The sequence below is a fragment of the Azospirillum sp. genome, from assembly GCF_035628975.1.
In the GTDB taxonomy this organism is placed as follows: domain Bacteria; phylum Pseudomonadota; class Alphaproteobacteria; order Azospirillales; family Azospirillaceae; genus Azospirillum.
The window spans coordinates 41,257-57,512 of the sequence record NZ_DASPIS010000077.1 but is presented as its reverse complement, the minus strand read 5'-3'; the positions used below and the strand labels follow the sequence as shown (position 1 = coordinate 57,512).

15 protein-coding genes are annotated in these 16,256 nt (G+C 64.1%); 6 read left to right on the top strand and 9 right to left on the bottom strand.

Annotation, left to right across the window (positions count from 1 at the left end; genetic code table 11):
* Nucleotides 1–312: 312 nt before the first annotated feature.
* Complete coding sequence (locus tag VD964_RS16845) at nucleotides 313–579, bottom strand: DUF1403 family protein (RefSeq protein ID WP_324869672.1); 267 nt, start codon at nucleotides 577–579, stop codon at nucleotides 313–315.
* 127 nt (nucleotides 580–706) lie between these two features.
* On the opposite strand from VD964_RS16845, the gene VD964_RS16840 reads away from it, so the two are divergent.
* The 5 genes from VD964_RS16840 to VD964_RS16820 all read left to right on the top strand — a co-directional run bounded on the left by VD964_RS16840 (nucleotide 707) and on the right by VD964_RS16820 (nucleotide 6,838).
* Nucleotides 707–1,069 (top strand): recombinase family protein, encoded by a 363-nt coding sequence (locus VD964_RS16840; protein ID WP_414637179.1) that lies wholly within the window; start codon nucleotides 707–709, stop codon nucleotides 1,067–1,069.
* A 483-nt stretch (nucleotides 1,070–1,552) separates the two neighbouring features.
* The gene (locus VD964_RS16835; RefSeq protein WP_324869671.1) at nucleotides 1,553–1,966 is read left to right on the top strand and encodes a response regulator; all 414 of its coding nucleotides are present in this window, start codon (nucleotides 1,553–1,555) and stop codon (nucleotides 1,964–1,966) included.
* A 614-nt stretch (nucleotides 1,967–2,580) separates the two neighbouring features.
* Entirely contained in the window at nucleotides 2,581–3,612 is a 1,032-nt protein-coding gene (locus VD964_RS16830) for a tyrosine-type recombinase/integrase (protein WP_324869670.1), read from the top strand.
* 349 nt (nucleotides 3,613–3,961) lie between these two features.
* Nucleotides 3,962–5,929: a methyl-accepting chemotaxis protein gene (locus tag VD964_RS16825; protein WP_324869669.1), complete on the top strand. Its 1,968-nt coding sequence runs from the start codon at nucleotides 3,962–3,964 to the stop codon at nucleotides 5,927–5,929.
* A 447-nt stretch (nucleotides 5,930–6,376) separates the two neighbouring features.
* Nucleotides 6,377–6,838: a hypothetical protein gene (locus tag VD964_RS16820; RefSeq protein WP_324869668.1), complete on the top strand. Its 462-nt coding sequence runs from the start codon at nucleotides 6,377–6,379 to the stop codon at nucleotides 6,836–6,838.
* Here the strand turns inward: VD964_RS16820 and VD964_RS16815 are convergent.
* On the bottom strand, nucleotides 6,826–7,824 hold the full coding sequence (locus VD964_RS16815; RefSeq protein WP_414637178.1) for an IS1595 family transposase: 999 nt from the start codon (nucleotides 7,822–7,824) through the stop codon (nucleotides 6,826–6,828). The genes VD964_RS16820 and VD964_RS16815 overlap by 13 nt on opposite strands.
* 143 nt (nucleotides 7,825–7,967) lie before the next feature.
* Here VD964_RS16815 and VD964_RS16810 point away from each other — a divergent pair, with 143 nt between their 5' ends.
* A complete protein-coding gene (locus tag VD964_RS16810) occupies nucleotides 7,968–8,735 on the top strand; it encodes a hypothetical protein (RefSeq protein ID WP_324869667.1) in 768 nt (255 codons plus the stop codon).
* Between the two features lie 35 nt (nucleotides 8,736–8,770).
* On the opposite strand, the gene VD964_RS16805 is transcribed toward VD964_RS16810, so the two are convergent.
* The 7 genes from VD964_RS16805 to VD964_RS16775 form a co-directional block, all read right to left on the bottom strand.
* Nucleotides 8,771–9,886 carry a tyrosine-type recombinase/integrase gene (locus tag VD964_RS16805; protein ID WP_324869666.1) on the bottom strand — a complete coding sequence of 372 codons (1,116 nt, stop codon included), beginning with the start codon at nucleotides 9,884–9,886 and terminating at the stop codon, nucleotides 8,771–8,773.
* 277 nt (nucleotides 9,887–10,163) lie between these two features.
* Nucleotides 10,164–10,349: a hypothetical protein gene (locus tag VD964_RS16800; RefSeq protein WP_324869665.1), complete on the bottom strand. Its 186-nt coding sequence runs from the start codon at nucleotides 10,347–10,349 to the stop codon at nucleotides 10,164–10,166.
* Nucleotides 10,339–10,875, bottom strand: a complete 537-nt coding sequence (locus VD964_RS16795; RefSeq protein ID WP_324869664.1) for a hypothetical protein — start codon at nucleotides 10,873–10,875, stop codon at nucleotides 10,339–10,341. Before VD964_RS16795 ends, VD964_RS16800 begins: the two co-directional genes overlap by 11 nt.
* 656 nt (nucleotides 10,876–11,531) lie before the next feature.
* A complete protein-coding gene (locus tag VD964_RS16790; protein ID WP_324869663.1) occupies nucleotides 11,532–12,788 on the bottom strand; it encodes an ATP-dependent helicase in 1,257 nt (418 codons plus the stop codon).
* The gene (locus tag VD964_RS16785) at nucleotides 12,785–14,569 is read right to left on the bottom strand and encodes an ATP-dependent nuclease (protein ID WP_324869662.1); all 1,785 of its coding nucleotides are present in this window, start codon (nucleotides 14,567–14,569) and stop codon (nucleotides 12,785–12,787) included. The genes VD964_RS16790 and VD964_RS16785 overlap by 4 nt, the downstream gene beginning before the upstream one ends.
* A gap of 150 nt (nucleotides 14,570–14,719) precedes the next feature.
* On the bottom strand, nucleotides 14,720–14,971 hold the full coding sequence (locus VD964_RS16780; RefSeq protein WP_324869661.1) for a hypothetical protein: 252 nt from the start codon (nucleotides 14,969–14,971) through the stop codon (nucleotides 14,720–14,722).
* A gap of 319 nt (nucleotides 14,972–15,290) precedes the next feature.
* Nucleotides 15,291–16,256, bottom strand: a complete 966-nt coding sequence (locus tag VD964_RS16775; protein ID WP_324869660.1) for a DMT family transporter — start codon at nucleotides 16,254–16,256, stop codon at nucleotides 15,291–15,293.

The following is a 16,256-nucleotide window of genomic DNA, read 5'->3' as shown; positions in this document are numbered from 1 at the left end:
GCCGGCGTCGATCTGCCCGGGCTGATGCAGGCGGGGCGGTGGACGTCGCCGGTGATGCCGGCGCGCTACACCGAGCGCCTGCGGGCGACGCGGGGGGCGGTGGCTCGGGTGCGGCGGGGAAAGGACGAGCGAAACTAGCGGGCGGCTGAAATATGCAGGCAGAGTGAATGCCCCTGTGGCACCGACCAACGTTGCAATTCATATCTTTCCTGGCTGCCGGCCCGTTGATTCCATTGAACTTGGCAGACGTCCGAACGGCTTCGGGTCATGCGATCAAGAGTGTTTGACGCTGAAAATCTTCAGTGAAAATTTTCAGGAGAAAGCGACAGCCGCCTCGTCCTCGGGACGCCCGCTGCGGGCAACGGCCGCGGTCGCCGCCGTGAGCGCCAGACGGGTGGCCCAGGCGCCGGCGTGCGGGGCCGCCGCCGTGACCGCGGCATCGAGCACGGCGAGGGCGGCGCCGATCTGGGCGGGCCCGGCGGGGGTGGCCTGGTCCGGTCCGCTGCGGTCGGACAGGCAGCGGGTCGCCCAGGCGGGGAGGAGCAACGGGGGGACGGCGGTGGGGGAGGGCGGCGTCATGGACCAGGATGGCAGGGGGAGGAGGGCAGGTTGGGGGACACAGCGTTTTCGGGATCGGCCGGACGGGGATCGGCGCTTTTTCCGGGTTATAGCACAGGAAAGCGCCGGAGCTAAGGGAGCGCGGGTCATGTCCGATAAGCTTGGCTTATCGGACATGACAGAGACCCGGCCACCGGCTACACTCAAGCACCCCAAGGGCGCCTCACTCCGCACTACCGAGCAGCCCACCGGCACCGCGGCCGGCAAGGCGTTCCTCGACATGCTGGGCGTGTTCGCCGAGTTCGAGGCGAATCTGCGGAAGGAGCGCCAACTCGAGGGCATTGCTCAGGCAAAGGCCGAAGGCATCTACAAGGGGCGGAAGCCGTCGATCGATGTGGCAGAGGTGCGCAGCCTGAAGGCTGAAGGAGTAGGGGCAGCGGAGATTGCCTGGCGGCTAAGCATCGGTCGGGCCAGCGTCTATCGGCTGCTGGGTGACATGCCGACGGTTTAGTGCGAGGGGGCATGGACAAAATGAAGGCCGCCTAGCGGGAGATGCAGGCGGCCTTCAGTATGGATCGGGAGGAGCTTGCCATAGATACGAACCCAATTGGTTCACCCTCTGAACAATCAGAGGTGGCGACATGTTTCCCTGTCCTGAAGCGATATGCCCTCAACTCCGAATTCTTCGCAGAATGGCGTGGGAATCGCTCCTGGCCGAAGTTGGGTTGGTGCCGGATGAGAGGTAGAACGCCCTCACGGTTCAAAAAATCGCCTATATCGCCGACGCTGTGGCATGGATAGTGGCCGTTATCGGCTAGTGGTGACTTCCTTTGCGCTGGGATCAACGAGGTGGCCCAGTGGTCGCGTAAGCGAGCCGGCTATCAACGACAAGTTAACTGCGGCATTGTTGCCGATAGGCAGACAGACACTAGACTACGCAAGGTTGTTTAGCTATTGAGCTAAATTAGTTCATCATTGCACGCGGGAGTGAACGATGGCAGGCGGAGTTCACATCCTCGTCGCTGAAGACGAAGATCTCGTCGCAATGGCTTTGGCAGAGGTATTGAAGGCCGAAGGATTTCGGGTGACCATGACTTATAACGGGCAGGAAGTGATAGATGCTGATGCATTTGGCCCTGCCGATCTGCTGGTGACCGATATGAGAATACCAGTCCTTGGTAGGAAGGTCTTGATCGAAACCCTGAGGGAGAGGCGTCCGAGCCTTCCAATCATCGTCATGACTGGGTACAGTGAACACCTTCCTGACGATGACCCGGGTCGTTTGGTTGTTCTACGGAAACCCTTCTCCATGTCCACGTTGGTCCGACATGCTGAGGCCTTTCTGCGCTATCCCCCACCGGTATGCCGCGCCAGGGGGGCTCTGGAAAGGATAGGGGGATGCCTCTAAACACCCTCCAGGGGCGGGGGATCGACTATGCAGCAGCCCGTTCAAAAATTACGGAAAAGAAAAAGGCCGCTGCCAAGAAGGCGCGATCTTTAGTTTTGGTTCGGGAGGAAACGTGAACCTGGAGGCAACATAGGGCTCCACTGCGAAACAGCACGCAGGTAAGCCCCCAAGGGATCTCGTGCTTTCAGCAGGTTACTATGCCGATCGGCGGCGAAACCCCCTGCCGATTCACAGCGTCACCCCCTCTCGTCCTTCAGATTGTCCCGGCATCTTCTCAAGGAAGGCATTTTCGCCGCGGCACGACGGCTGGCGGCCTGCGGAAGCCGAGGCAGATTGCGGCCGCTTTGCTTCCGTCCGACAAGACGCGTTCCGAGCGCTCCGCCTCGCATCATTCTTCGTCAGTGGTTGAGTGATGATCGGCTTTGCTCTGCGGCATGACCGCCACCGTCACGACGTTCTTTATCAACATCGTCCGGTGATCCTGGACATCAATCCGGTGATCCTGGTTAATGTTCCACCGATCCTGGGAACGCGGACGACTTGGATTTGCTTGAATCTGAGTCTACCGATCCCGGAAAACCGACAGCTTTTCCGCTCCGGATGCCCGATCGGCCATGGCCTCAGACACCGTCCCCGTTCCCGCCCTCCCGCAGGATCAGGCGCTCGACCACCTGTCCGAGTTGGCTGACAAGGCCCGCGCCTACGCCCGCAACGCCAAGGCCGAGAACACGCAGCGCGCTTACGCCGCCGACTGGCGCCACTACAGCGCCTGGTGCATGCGCCGTGGCGTCTCCCCGCTGCCACCCGATCCGCAGGCGATCGGCCTCTACCTCGCCGACCTCGCGTCCGAGACCTCGGCAGTGGGCCGCCGTTCGCGCTCTGCGGCGACGGTCGAGCGCCGGCTGTCCGGCCTTGCCTGGACCGTCCGCCAGCGGGGGTATCCGCTTGACCGCAGTGACCGGCACATCAAGGAGGTGCTGGCCGGCATCCGCCGCAGCCACGGCCGTCCGCCCGTCCAGAAGGAGGCGTTGCTCGCCGCCGACCTGCTGCGCATGCTCGGCTGCCTGGGCAGCGATCTGCGCGGCGTGCGCGACCGCGCCATCCTGCTGCTCGGCTTCGCCGGCGGGCTGCGGCGCAGCGAGATCGTTGGCCTCGACCATGGCGCTGAGGAGACCGCCGATGGCCGCGGCTGGGTCGAGGTGCTGGAGGGCGGGCTGGTCCTGCACATCCGCGGCAAGACCGGCTGGCGTGAGGTCGAGGTCGGGCCGGGCAGCACGCCGTTGCGCTGCCCGGTGGCGGCGCTGAAGAGCTGGATGGAGCTGGGCCGCATTGCCCATGGGCCGCTGTTCCGCCGCATCGCCCGCGACGGGAAGCGAACCCTGAGCGACCGGCTGTCCGACAAGCATGTCGCCCGCCTGGTGCAGGCGACCGCCCTGGCTGCCAGCATTCGCGGTGATCTGCCGGAGGGCGAGCGCCGCCACTGCTTCGCCGGTCACTCGCTGCGCGCAGGGCTGGCCACTGCAGCCGAGGCGGAGGAGCGCTTCGTCCAGCGGCATCTTGGCCACACCTCGGCCGAGATGACCCGGCGCTACCAGCGCCGCCGCGATCGCTTCCGCATCAATCTCACCCAGGCAGCCGGCCTGTAATAAAGCCGTTGGTTGCAGTTGCCGGTACAGTCAACCTTAAACTGATGGCCCTCTGGAAAACCCGGCGCAGGCACCGTCAATTTGATTCCTCCACCCTACGGCGTAACCCCTACTCGACCTTGAGGGCGACGGAGGGTACGCTCTCGCAAAAGTGAGGCAATTCGCCGCACGCGAGCCGGGAAAATCACTTAGGATCCTATCTAATAAAATATGATTGTAATATTAGTATATTAATTATGCAGCTGCGCCTTGACGTCCTGTCCCGCCGGCTACCATGCCGCCGTATGGCAGGTATTTGAGCAACGAACGCCGCTGGGCCAGCTGGCGAGGATCCATTGCAGAGGTTCGCATGCCTATCGGGTTGAACGAAGTCGCCAAGCGCAAGAAGACCAAGTTCGTCTACAAGATCCTGATCGCCGCCTCGCTTCTCATGATGGCTGGCATTGGCGGCTTGTCAGCGCTGAGCGTGTCAATTGCCGAGAAGACGCTCCTGCAGGGAGTCGAGACGCAGACGCGCCTGATCGGTGACTCCGCCGCGATGGGAATCACAAACTGGCTGGATGGCCGCCAGCGCCTGCTCGAAAACCTAGCGCAGACCCTTGAGGTTGCGGGCGTAACCGAAGGTGTCGACCGCCTGCTGCAAACGAAGGCGCTCACCGACAGCTTCGTGCCGGTCTATTTCGGTAGGAACGACGGCGTCTTCATTCGGCAACCCGCCACGAAGCTTCCGGAGGGCTACGATCCACGGAAGCGGGGATGGTACGAAAGCGCCGCCACGGAAAAGCGGACTGTGATCACCAAGCCTTACATCAGCGCCTCGACCAAGGTGCTGACGATCACCATCGCACGTCCGGTCGCCGGCAAGGAAGGCATCGCTGGGGTCGCCGGCGGCGATCTCGAGTTGACGCGCATTAACGAGTTCCTCTCCGGCTTGTCCCTGGATGGCAAGGGCTTTGCCTTCCTTGTGGACGCGGAGGGCACCGTCCTCGTCCATCCCGACCAGAATCGAGTGATGAAGAAGCTGGCCGACAACGTCGATCCCGCAAGCTTTGCCGCCACCGGTGGTCCCGTCGAGCGCGGCGACGGCACGATGACGAGCTTCTTCCCCATCAAAGGGTTGTCGTCGGTCACCTGGTACGTCGGCATCAGCATGGACCGGGCGAAGCTCATGGAGCCGATCAATGGCTTCCGGACGCTCCTGGTCGTCATTTCCGTTGGCATGGTGGTCTTGCTGGTCCTGGCGCTGGGCGGGCTGATCTACCGCCTCGTAGCGCGGCCGATCACGCGGATCACGCAGGCCATGCGCTGCCTAGCCAACGGTGACGTCGAAACCGAGATCCCCGCGCGGGAGCGCACAGACGAGATCGGCGAGATGGCGGAGGCGCTGGGCATCTTCCGGCAGAGTCTGGTGGACAACAAGAACTTCGAGGCGGAACAGGCCGCCTTCAAGGCGCACGCCGAGGAGGAGAAGGTTAAGGCCATGCGCCAGTTGGCCGACAGCTTTGAGCGAACCGTCGGCGGAGTCATTGGCGCTGTTACCAGACGGGCCGAGAGCATGGAAGTCCGAGCTCAGGAGATGGCCCGCGCCGCCAGCCAGACCGGCCAGCTTGCCAGCAACGCCGCCGCCGCGACCGAGCAGACCTCGGCCAACGTGCAGACCGTCGCCGCGGCGTCCGAGGAGCTTTCCAGTTCCATCGCGGAGATCAGCCGGCAAGTCGGCCACTCTTCGCAGATTGCCGGAGAGGCGATGAGCTTGGCCGGCCGGGCCAACGAGAAGGTCGCAGGCTTGGCCACCGCGGTCGAGCGGATCGGGGCGGTGGTCGAGCTGATCAACTCCATCGCCAGTCAGACCAACCTGTTGGCCCTGAACGCCACCATCGAAGCTGCCCGCGCGGGCGAAGCCGGGAAAGGCTTCGCCGTCGTTGCCTCCGAGGTGAAGACGCTGGCGACGCAGACTGCCAAGGCGACCGACGACATCGCGGCGCAGGTCGCCACCATCCAGGCGGCGACGGGGGAGGCTGTCCAGGAGATCAAGGACGTCGTCCGCGTCATCACGCGCATCAATGAGGTTGCTACCTCTATTTCCTCGGCCGTCGAGCAGCAGGGCGCCGCCACGCGCGAGATCAGCCGCAACGTGCAACAAGCGGCCCAGGGAACTCAGGAGACGTCGCGCAGCATCGTCGGCGTCAACGATGCAGCCGACGGCAGCGGCAAGGTGTCCTTCGAAGTGCTGGAGGGCATTCGCGAGCTAGCCCTCCAAGCCAACACTCTTAGCGATGAGGTGGGGCGGTTCCTAATACGCGTGCGCGCCAGCTAAGAGGCTGCTTGCATGGCAAAAGCATGGCTCTGGACATCGCTATCTGGTTTGCCTATCGCCTGCAGGCTGGTCTGTGCGCTGACGCTATAATAGGCGCGTAAGAGCAACTAACAGAACTGGTTGAGGGCTGTCGGGAGAGCTGCGGGGTTCTCCTTCGACAGCTCTCATCGTTTCTCTTGTGTATTCAAGCTGATCAGCCGATGCCAATGCCCACTAATGGCCCGCGCCGAACGCGCAGTTACGTTCTAAAAAAGATGTCGGCAGTGAGCCTCTCCCCGAAACTCCTCCACCTGAAACGAAAGTTTCGGCGCGTCATGGGCCGGAGGTACCCCGGCCCATGACGCGAATTCGCGGACTTATGTAGCACCCGCCACCGCCTGATCCTGCCGCGTCGCCGCCCTGCCAGCTACCCTGTCGCCCTGAAGCCGAACAGGAGGGGCATGGAGTATGGGCGAGCCGCACGTCGTCAGCGCCTTGCGGGAGAAGCGGGCTGAGATCTTCGGGGCAATCCTTGAGCTTGAGAAGCGAATGGCTCAGCACCGGGCCGACCTGGTGCATCTGGACGCCACCTTGCGCCTGTTCGCCCCGGAGCTGGAGCCGGAGAGCATCGCGCCGAAGAGGCCGCCGGCGGCGCGCTCCCACTACTTCGCCACCGGCGAGCTGGCGCGCCGCTGCCTGGAGGCGCTGCGCATGGCAGAGGGACGTGTCGTTGCCGCTGAGGAGATCGCCGTCGCCGCCATGCGCGACAAAGGGCTCGATCCGGAAGACCGCAAGACCCGCTCCGACTTCATTCAGCGCGTGCTCAACACCCTGACCGCCCAGAAAGGCAAGGGCACGGTGGAGAAGATCGGCAATGGTCTGGGCGCCCGCTGGCGCCTTCCGGCCGAACCCGCCGATCACGCCGCGTAAGCGCGCTGCCAATAGCCGCAGAAGTCCACTGACGGGCCATTGCGCGTCACCAGGGCGAGGACAGCACGGAACTGCTCGCCGTTGCTGGTCCGGCGGTGGTCTTCCCGGAAGGCGGCTTCCTGGGCGTAGCGGTGGAGGTAAAGGCCCGAGATGTGATGATGGTGCCCGATCTCCCCGCGGCGGATGCGCGAGAAGAAGGATTCCGCTCCGTTGGTGCAGGCGCCGTCCTGACTGTAGGCGTCCTGGTGGTTGATGCGGTGCATCGGGTAGCGGGCGTGCAGGTCGTTCCAGGCGCTGGACTCGTCCGCATGCACTTCGGTGCCCTTGGCGACGCGCGAGCGGATGAAGGTGCCGGCGGCGTCCTCGGACGGGAACACGCCGGTCAGGGTGCGGCCGTCGCGCTCGCGGATGGTGACGACACACCGGCGCTTGCCGGTCTGGTTGATGGCAAGCCGGCGGTCCTTGCGCTCCGTCTTACGGTTCTCCGGGCGGACGTGGCCGCCGAAGTAGGCCCCATCGATCTCCGCCGCCTTGCCCGTGCCGCCGATTGCGACGCCGCGGCTCTCGGCGGCCATCGCTTCGCGGATCTTGTGGGCCAGCACGAACGCCGTCTTGTACTGGACGCCCAGGTCGCGCGATAGCGGCAGCGCGCCCTTGCCCTTCACCTCGTTGACAAAGATCACCACGGCGGCGAGGTACATCCGGAGCGCCAGCTTGTGGAAGGCGAACAGCGTGCCCGAGGTGAGGGAGAAGTCTTTGCGGCACCGCTTGCAGCGCCAGCGAGGCGCACCGCTCGGCCGGCGGCAGTCGTACACCGCATCACAATCGCAGGCCGGGCACACGGGACGCCCGTTCGTCTCCGGCCAGCGGATCGCCGCGAACACCGTCTCGGCTTCCGTGTCCGACAGGCGCAGCACGGTCGCCAGCGACAGCGTGCGCGCCGCGGCGGTGAGAAGGAAGTGCTGGCTTTTGGTGCGACGGGGCATGGCGATCTCCGACACGGTGATTGCCCGAGTCTACCCGGCCACGACTCCGCTGTGAATCGTCAAGTTCATGATTTGTACTCACCCGGCCAGATCACCCGCCGGCCATGGTGGCGGATGCTACATAAGTCCGGGAGATTGATCACATGGCCACTGTGCGATTGATGCGAAGCGGCACGATCATCATCGCCGAGCACCGTGAACCGGATCGGATCATGGACGCCACAGACCGTCTCGCTCTGCTGGGCCATGTCCGCTCATTGCCGGAATTCGAACCGGGCCTGACCGTTGCAGAACTCATGCGATGCCTCAGGCCTTGGGCTGAGGTGTTGTCGCGCATGGGCTGGTGCGACTTCGACGCCTGGGACCGCGCGTTAGCCCCGCCCCACCTTAGATTGGTTGGCGACACCGATGGCAAACCTACGGCGCAAGACGAGCCACCGGTCGCGGAGATGGTCATCACTCCAACCATCACGGCCACTGCAGAGCGCACCGGACAATGGGCACTCGACATCGCCTGGGAAACTCTGGGAGTTTTCGCCTGGCCCAGAGTGGATGATCACACTGGTCATCAGGACCTCTACTGCTCGCTGTCGTTCTCCCCACCGGCTGAATGGGCGCACCTGCCGATCCGCATCGAACACCACGCCAAAATCAGCAACATGGATTTCGCCGGCGCAGGTCGACGGCTCTTCACCGACGCCGTCGCATCGACCAAGCACGCGCCTTCGACGATCGAGGTCTTTCCTTCGTTCCTTGATGCGATCGTGCTCGGCTTCCTCGACGACATCAGCTTCCATGGCAGTCCGGAAGAGACATTGGAAGTGCGGAATGAGGTCTTCGAACTGGCTGAAGGTGTTCGGAACGAGGTGACGGTCGATCCCAACCGTGATCCGGAGCTGCACGTTGACTGATACCAAGATCGGTGCCGCCTCCCATTGAAGCCATTTTATAAGTCATCTTCGTCACCCCCGGCACCACCCCGCCCCTGCTTCTCCGCCAGCTGCGCCATCGCGCCGGCGCCGGCGGCGATGCGCTCACCGTAGCGGGCGGGCATGGTGGGAGAGGTCCAGTCTCCTGCCTGTTGGATGGCGGGCAGGCCGAACCCGGCGGCCACCAAGTCCTGGGCAGCGCCAACCCGCAGGCTGTGGCCCGACACCGCCCCCTCCCCCGGCACGCCGGTGCCCTCCAGCCCGACAGCCTTGGCCCGCGCTTTGAAGATCTCGCCCACCCGCTTGCCAGGGTCCGGCCCCGACACCGCCAACGGTCCCAACACAGCGTCCGTCCCGCGGGTTAGCCGGTCGGTGCCGATCTGCAGCCACAGGACCGCGCGACAACATTCCAAACGGGTCTGCCTGCGCTCCAGCTTCTCACGGCGGGCGGTATGCCCGCGGCTGCACCGGCGCATCAGCTGCTCTCCCTCTGCCAGGGCTTCGTCGAGCAGGCGGGCACGCAGACGCAGCCACCGCTGCAACAAGGCCATAGTGTCAGGACCCAACCAGCACCAGCGGCCCTGCCCACCTTGGTCGGTCTTCGACCGGGATACGAACAGCCGGCCGCTGCCGTCGCGTTCAGCCTGGACATCGGTGACCGTCAGCCGCACCAGCTCGGCCCGGCGGCGTAGCGTGTCGTAGCCGACGGCGATCAGCGCCGCATCACGCACCGCGTGTGGCCCCTCCTCACGATTGAGGGCTGCGAGAATCTCCTGCACGTCCTCGCGGCGCAGCCCGACCGCCTGGGCAGGGCGCCGACCAAGCCGGCCAGCGAACCCCTTCATCTCCAGCCGCACCAGCCGGTCCTTGCACGGATCCGGCAGGCCGGCAGCCTCATGCAGAGTTGCGATGGTGGACTTCCGCCTTGCCACCGTTCCATAGGCGGCCGGCTGCCCGTCGCGGCCGCCGTTCTTGGAGAGTGCCGTCAGGTAGGCGATTACCGTCTCCGGCGCCGCAGGGACCGCAACGCGGCCGTTGAACCCGCACCAGCGGATGTAATGGCGGGCATCGGCCCACAGGGCGCGGACGGTGTTAGCCGGCGCGTTGCGCTGAAGCGCCCTCCACCAGGGCACCAGGCGCCGCGCAACCGCAAGGGCGATCGGCGCGTGCGGTAGGATCACTCCGTCGAGAGCGAGGGCGCGATCAGGAGAACTGTCGTCTCTGGACCCAATTAAGGCGGGAAGGAGCGGCTGGACGGTCATGGATCAGGCTGTGAGAGGGTTAGAGACGGTTGCCGGCAGGTTCGAACTATCCGCATGAACCGCCAGCATTTCGCGTGGACCGGCTGACGGAACGGTGGATGCGAGAGGCCGAAGCGATCCGATCAGCATTTTCGCTGGCCCTCCTTCACTAGAGGCTATTTCGTCGGCCGATGCTAGCGTAGGCGATGAGGTCGTTCTTGGCCTTCGTCTTGCCGATCAGCTCGGCCAGACGTTGCACCGCCGCATCACGCCCCAGCCGAGCCGCATTGTCTCGCGGAACCAGCGGGTTCTCGAACGTCACGCCGAACACGAGGACGAGATCGTCAACGGCCATGCGCTGCGTCTCCGAAATGCAGGCTGACCAGCTTGGCAAGCCCAGCGTCGGACAGTGCACCCTTGGTGCGGTTGTAGAACCAGGTGACAATCTGCAGGTTGCCGAGGACGTAGCCACGGCCGCTATCGAGGCGATCCAGGCTCGCGTGCAGCCAGTGAGACGTCTCGTCGAAAACGACACCCGTGCGGGCACACCGGCCGTTTGCTGCCGTCCAGAGACGCAAGATCTCCTGTTCGATCGCCCCAACATTGATGTCTTTCTGCTTGCAGACGAGCCGCACCTCTTTCCCGGAACGCTGGTGCGCGGCGACCGCCGCCCGCTTCATTCGGCTCTGCGGTTCAACCAAGACGACGCGGATTTCTCCCAAGGTCAGATCAGACCGTTTGCGCCGCGTAGCCGCGAGCGGTGGCGGCGCGGTGACGGACGTTGCGGAGGGCGCGTTTGGGGCGGACGTAAGAATTGCGGGACGAAGGCGCTCTGGCTCGTCTTCCTCCTCTCGCTGCCGGTTCCGCGCGATCCGCTCCATCCGCTCATCCCGCACGAGATACGGCTCAACCCGCGGCGGCTCACCTGGCGTGGGTGGCGCCACTCGTGTTGCCGGCCGGGACACCGGTTCGGGGACCACATATGCGGCCGGCTTGATGCCTTGAACGAGCGCCCGGTAGCAGTGTGGGCAGGTTCGGACATCGTCGCTGCGCTGCCAGTGGTGTCCGTATTGGCAGGTCTCCTCGTTGCCAGACGCCAACTTAACGTAGGGGCCTTCAGCCAGGCGAGCTGATTTGAACGTCAGCTTGGAGACGCCTTTCGGGCGCCCTGGAGTGCGGCCTGACACGCGTCCTGTTGCGAAACCCGAGCCATCGTCCAAGCCGAATTTGGCTGGCTGGTTCCTCTTTTTATGTAATTTCCTCGCCATCCCCTGCCCTGCCGATGTGCGGTTTACTCACTCGAAGCGCTGCTATTGCGCCCAGGATCCCGTCTGAAATTGCTTCAGTAAAGGCTATTTCGACAGACGACGGATCCTGAAATGCCGATTTTCCGGGATCGCTGGACTCAGGTTCAAGCAATTTCAACTCGTCCGTGTTTCCCAGGATCCCCGGACAATGTCGATATGGAACGTCGTCACGGTGGCGGTCATGCCGCAAGCAAACCCGACCATCAATCGGCCACTTTGTCCCTTGATTGTCAGACGGCGAATGGCGGTCGATTGAGCAGTCGTTCACCCTCAACTAGAACTAGACACCAGCGTTTGGCACGTGTGACTGCGTTGTAGAGAAGGCGCCGTTTGGCTTCGTCATCCCCGCCCATGTCGTGAGGCCACAGCACGACCACCCCGTCGAACTCTCGGTTTTTGGCGCCGTGCACGGTCATGGCGAGAAGACCGCCCACATCACCGCGGGCAAAGCGGCGCCCATGGGAGACGACGCGGCGAAGAACGTCCTCCACCTCGGACCGATCCACCTCTTGGCGACCGAGCGCACGCTGCTGGATAGACAGCCATTCTCGCATCGCCGCAATAACGGATCGGATACCGAGTTTGCCAATCGCTTCATCAGCCTCCGCGAGGTTGCAGCGATCTGCAAGGGTCAGACGGCCCAGGAGTTCTGCGACGACTTCCCTTTCAGCCTGTTCCCACCGGATGCGATGTGGACCCTGGTTTCGGCTGGTTTGGTTGAGAGTCGCCCACTCGACCGCGCCCTTGGCGTAGCGCCCGGCGCTCGGCGTCAGGATGGCCACCGACCCGCCCCGGCGATACCACCCTATCTGGTTGGACAAAGACGCTCCTGCGAAAGCCGGGCTAGGTGCTAGGCGGATTTCAAACGGGCGTTGCGATTGCGGAACCGCACCGGCCCGCAACGCAGCAGCTGCGGTCAGCAAGGCCGGCACGTTCGTTCGGTGGGGGATCTCCAAGGTCTCCACCTCAGCCGCCGCCATGATCCAGGAGCAGTAGGGATTTGGCCGCAGCGTCTCATCCAGACATTGGAACTCGTCAGCGGCCACAAGGAGGTCCAGCCGAGCCGCCAGTGCCTGCACGATGCGCAGACGTACAGCGCACAAATCCTGGGCTTCATCAATCACCACGATGGGATGCGTACCGCCGACCCAGTCCACAACGACCGGCTGCTCCAGCAAGGCACCAGCCACCGCACACACGGCCTCATAGTCTGTTTCCGCTGGCAGGGCTTTGTCGAGATGCTCCGCGAGGCCACGCCAACGCGAGACGATACGCCACGCTAAACTGTCGATCGTTGAGCATTCAAAGGCCAGCCGCAATTCACGCAAACGACCGTCAAGGCGACGGCGGGATCCATGCATGTAGGTAAGCGCCAGGATGCGCTGACCAGGTTGCAATGGGCGCTGTTCCAGACCGTCCATCAACGTCTGCATCAAGCGATGTGTCTTGCCGCAGCCGGCGGCGCCCTGGAACGCCCGTATGGTCATGGTTGGAACACGCGGACGCCCGGCGCTTCCGTGCCAAAAAGAGGAGTCGGCTCACCCGCACAGGCCGCGGCCATGCCGGCAAACAGCTCGACAGCCCGCAACGCGCCGGCCGGGGTGTCGGCGATCGCTTCGCCGACCGCTTCATACAGCACGATGTCGTTCTTGTTCCCGGCCAAGCGGGCCACAACATCCGCCACGGACGTTGGCGGATCCGACAAATAACTGAGTTCAGCCAGCGTTCCCGCTTCGTCAGCCTCCAGCAGCCACCCCACCACGTGCTCGATGGTCCAGCCATCCGCCCAGCGGAGAATGGCCGCCGGCGGAGGGTCCATGGTGCGGAGCTCACGCACATACCCACGACCCGCTGCGTCGCCGTCAACCAGGCAGCACAAGCTCCCGTGCAGGCGCGACAGCAGGCTATAGGTTCTCACCACCTGCGCGTCCACGGTTGGTATGAGACCAACCTCTAGTGCAAAGGAGTGCCGACTGTCCTCCGTCCAGCCTTGCCGGAGCATCACGGCGCACAAGATTGCCCGGAGGAGCTCGTGGTCCGACCGCCCTTCGGGGATCAGCACCATGTCATGCATGAGAGCTGCAATCACGTCCGGCCGTCCGCTTTGCATCAACTTCCGTTTCCAAGCCGGCGTGGCGGCGGTCAGCGCTTCGGTCAGCAGCGGTTCGGCGCTGAGGATGCCGTTGTCGTTGCGGACGAGCAGCAGGGCCGTCGGATCGCTGGCCGCGGCGACAGCAGGAGCGTGGGTGGTGGTGATAGTCTGGGTCGACAGCGCCTGGATGCGATGAACCAACTGCCGCTGACTGGCCGGCGGGACATGAAGCTCAGGTTCCTCCAGCGCCATCAGGAACCCCTCTCCGTTGTCAGCGCGAGCGCGGCCGAGCTGCAGAAGGAGAAGCAAGCCTTGCAGCGACAGCAGACCGCTGCCTTGCCGGGCCGCCGGGATCGGGGGAGCGCCGGCTGGCGAGAAGTGCGCCACCACCGCATCGAGGACCGCCCGGCTGTCGGTGCCGGTGACCCGGAGCTTCAGGGTTGGTCCACGGGGAAGGAAGCGCGCGAGCTCCGCGTTGATCCGGGTCACCAGGGGCGCGAGGTGCGGGTCGCCCTCGATCGGCCGGTCGGGATGGCGCAGCCGGTCGCGCTCGCTCAGAATGGCTGCGGCGGGTTGGCCATCGGCTGCGCGCACCGTCCGCCGGAACAGTTCGGACCCGAAGGACAGCACTCCGTCCCAGGTGCGGCTGGCGCGGACCAGGAAGAAGCCGACTTTCTGCAGCAACTTCGCCGGCACCCCGACCGGTAGGTCCTCGACGAACGGGTCGATGGGGTGGTTGTGGTCATGAAAGTAGCGGGCGGTCTCGACGCACAGCGCTGAACGATCGAAGTGCGCTTGGAAGCCGATCTGGCAGCAGAGCAGCCACGCCGGGTTCTGCCGCACCGGATGCACGGCGCCGGTCGCGGCGTCTAGCCATTTCGGAACCGCCCGACCATCGCGAAACCAATCGAGGTGGGCGTTGGGGTCGTCACCGTCGAAGTCGGTGATTGTGGCGATCAGACGCAGCCGATCGGCCGGCTTCGGGTCGGCCCCGGTGAAATCATGTTCGGTGAGCTCCCGCACCAGCCGGTCTCGCCCGACCAGCAGGGCGAGCGCCTCGATGATTGTAGTTTTGCCGGCGTTGTTAGGACCGGTGATGATGGTGTGGGTTTTGAAGCGGACGGTGCCACGCCGGATGCCGCGGAAATTCTCGATGGAAAGATCCGAAATCCTCATCCAAAAAGCATCCTCGGTATGGCGACAACCAAGGCAAAGATACGGCAGAGCTTCCGTTTTCTCAATCACCCTGAGAACTCCAATCTGCCCTTCGCACATGCCGCGAATAGACCGTGGGTCCGATTGCCCCTTTCCGCCCCGTCTCCAGGCTCATCCACGCGATCGCAGGACCTTCTCGGTCACGTTGTTGCGCCAGAGATCGGCGGAGCACATGTAGCGGCGCGCCACCTCCACGGAGGTGTGGCGGGTCTGGCGCATGACGTCATGGAACTGTGCCTTGGCTTCAGCCGCCGCGATAGCGAGCCCGGCGCGCAGAGAGGGGCCGGTGTAGCGTGGGCGGCAGCATACCCAAACAGCGGCGCGTTCCTCCCGAAGGCGGACCTGCGGCCGGGTTCCAGTCAAGGTTATTGAGATGGTCGGTAAAGGTTATTGAGGTCGAAGGGGCACCGGCGACACGCATCAGTTCAAGTTATTGCGACCAGGATTCAGGCTGAAGCAGCTTCAGTAAAGGCTATTTCGGCAGCCGACACCCGTGCTTCCCCAGCACTCCAGATTCCGGTCGACTTTCGTCATGCTGTAGGCCGCCAACTCCGGCGGACCAAGGAGGGCGGGATTAGCACCCCGTCCACCGTAGCTATCTTTGGTTGATATTGGCGGCGTTGTTTAGCTAACACCTATCGCGCTGTCCTCTATACCGACACCCTCTGCGTCCAAGCGAACCCTAACTCGACGGTGCCTGTGTGCCTTCTTCTTTCGAGGTACGCGAAGCCGGGGCTGTCCGGACCGCGAGGAGCAGACCAGCAGAGAGCACCACCAGCCCCAGGACCTGCCAAGTTGTGGGGATCACGCCGGAGATGGGAATACCGGCGAGAATGGCGATCGCCGGGGCGAGCGCTGGGAAGAGCGAAGCACGGCCGGGACCTATGTATTCGACTGCTCGGGCGAATGCGAACAATGCGACCACACCTGATAGGACCCCAAGGACTAGGCCCTGCTGGATCAGCACCTGAGGATCGGCCGCGGAAAGCGTCGATAGCCCCCGCGAGGCGAGGTACAGCGGCGAATAGATCAATCCGGAGAGCACCGAGACGGCAGCCGTTGCCACCAGAGGGCTCACTTGCCACCGACGCTGCAACACAGTGAATGCTGCCCACATCGTACCGGCCGAGGCGAACAAAAGATCGCCCTTCCAAACTTGTGAGCCACCGCCGAGCAGTCCAGGGCCGGCCGCAATGGCCAGTCCGGTAACGATCACCGCAAGACCTGCAACCCGTGTGGCGCTCTGCCGCTCGCGTACCACCAGCGCGGCGAGCACAATGCCCATTAACGACACAGTGCCGAGTTGAATCAGCGCACTGTGAGCAAGCGGCGCGAAGGCGAAGCCTGCCGCCCCGACGAGCACGAACAGAGGGCCAGCAAACAACGCCAGCGCCATGCCTCGTCCCCAGCCGAGACCCGCGAGAGAGGCAGGCTGGTTGCGAAGCAGCCACGGCAGCAGCACGATGCCTGTAACCGAGTACCGCAAAAACGCGAGGTCGGCGGGGTCAAGCCCCGCCTCGATGCCGTGATGCGAGACGGCAACATAGCCGCCCCAGATCAGCGCTGCGACCAAGCCGTAGGCGAGACCGCGGCGCTCGCGCGAACGGCCTCCCTCCGGCGTGGCGGCTATGGATGCAATGGTTGTCAT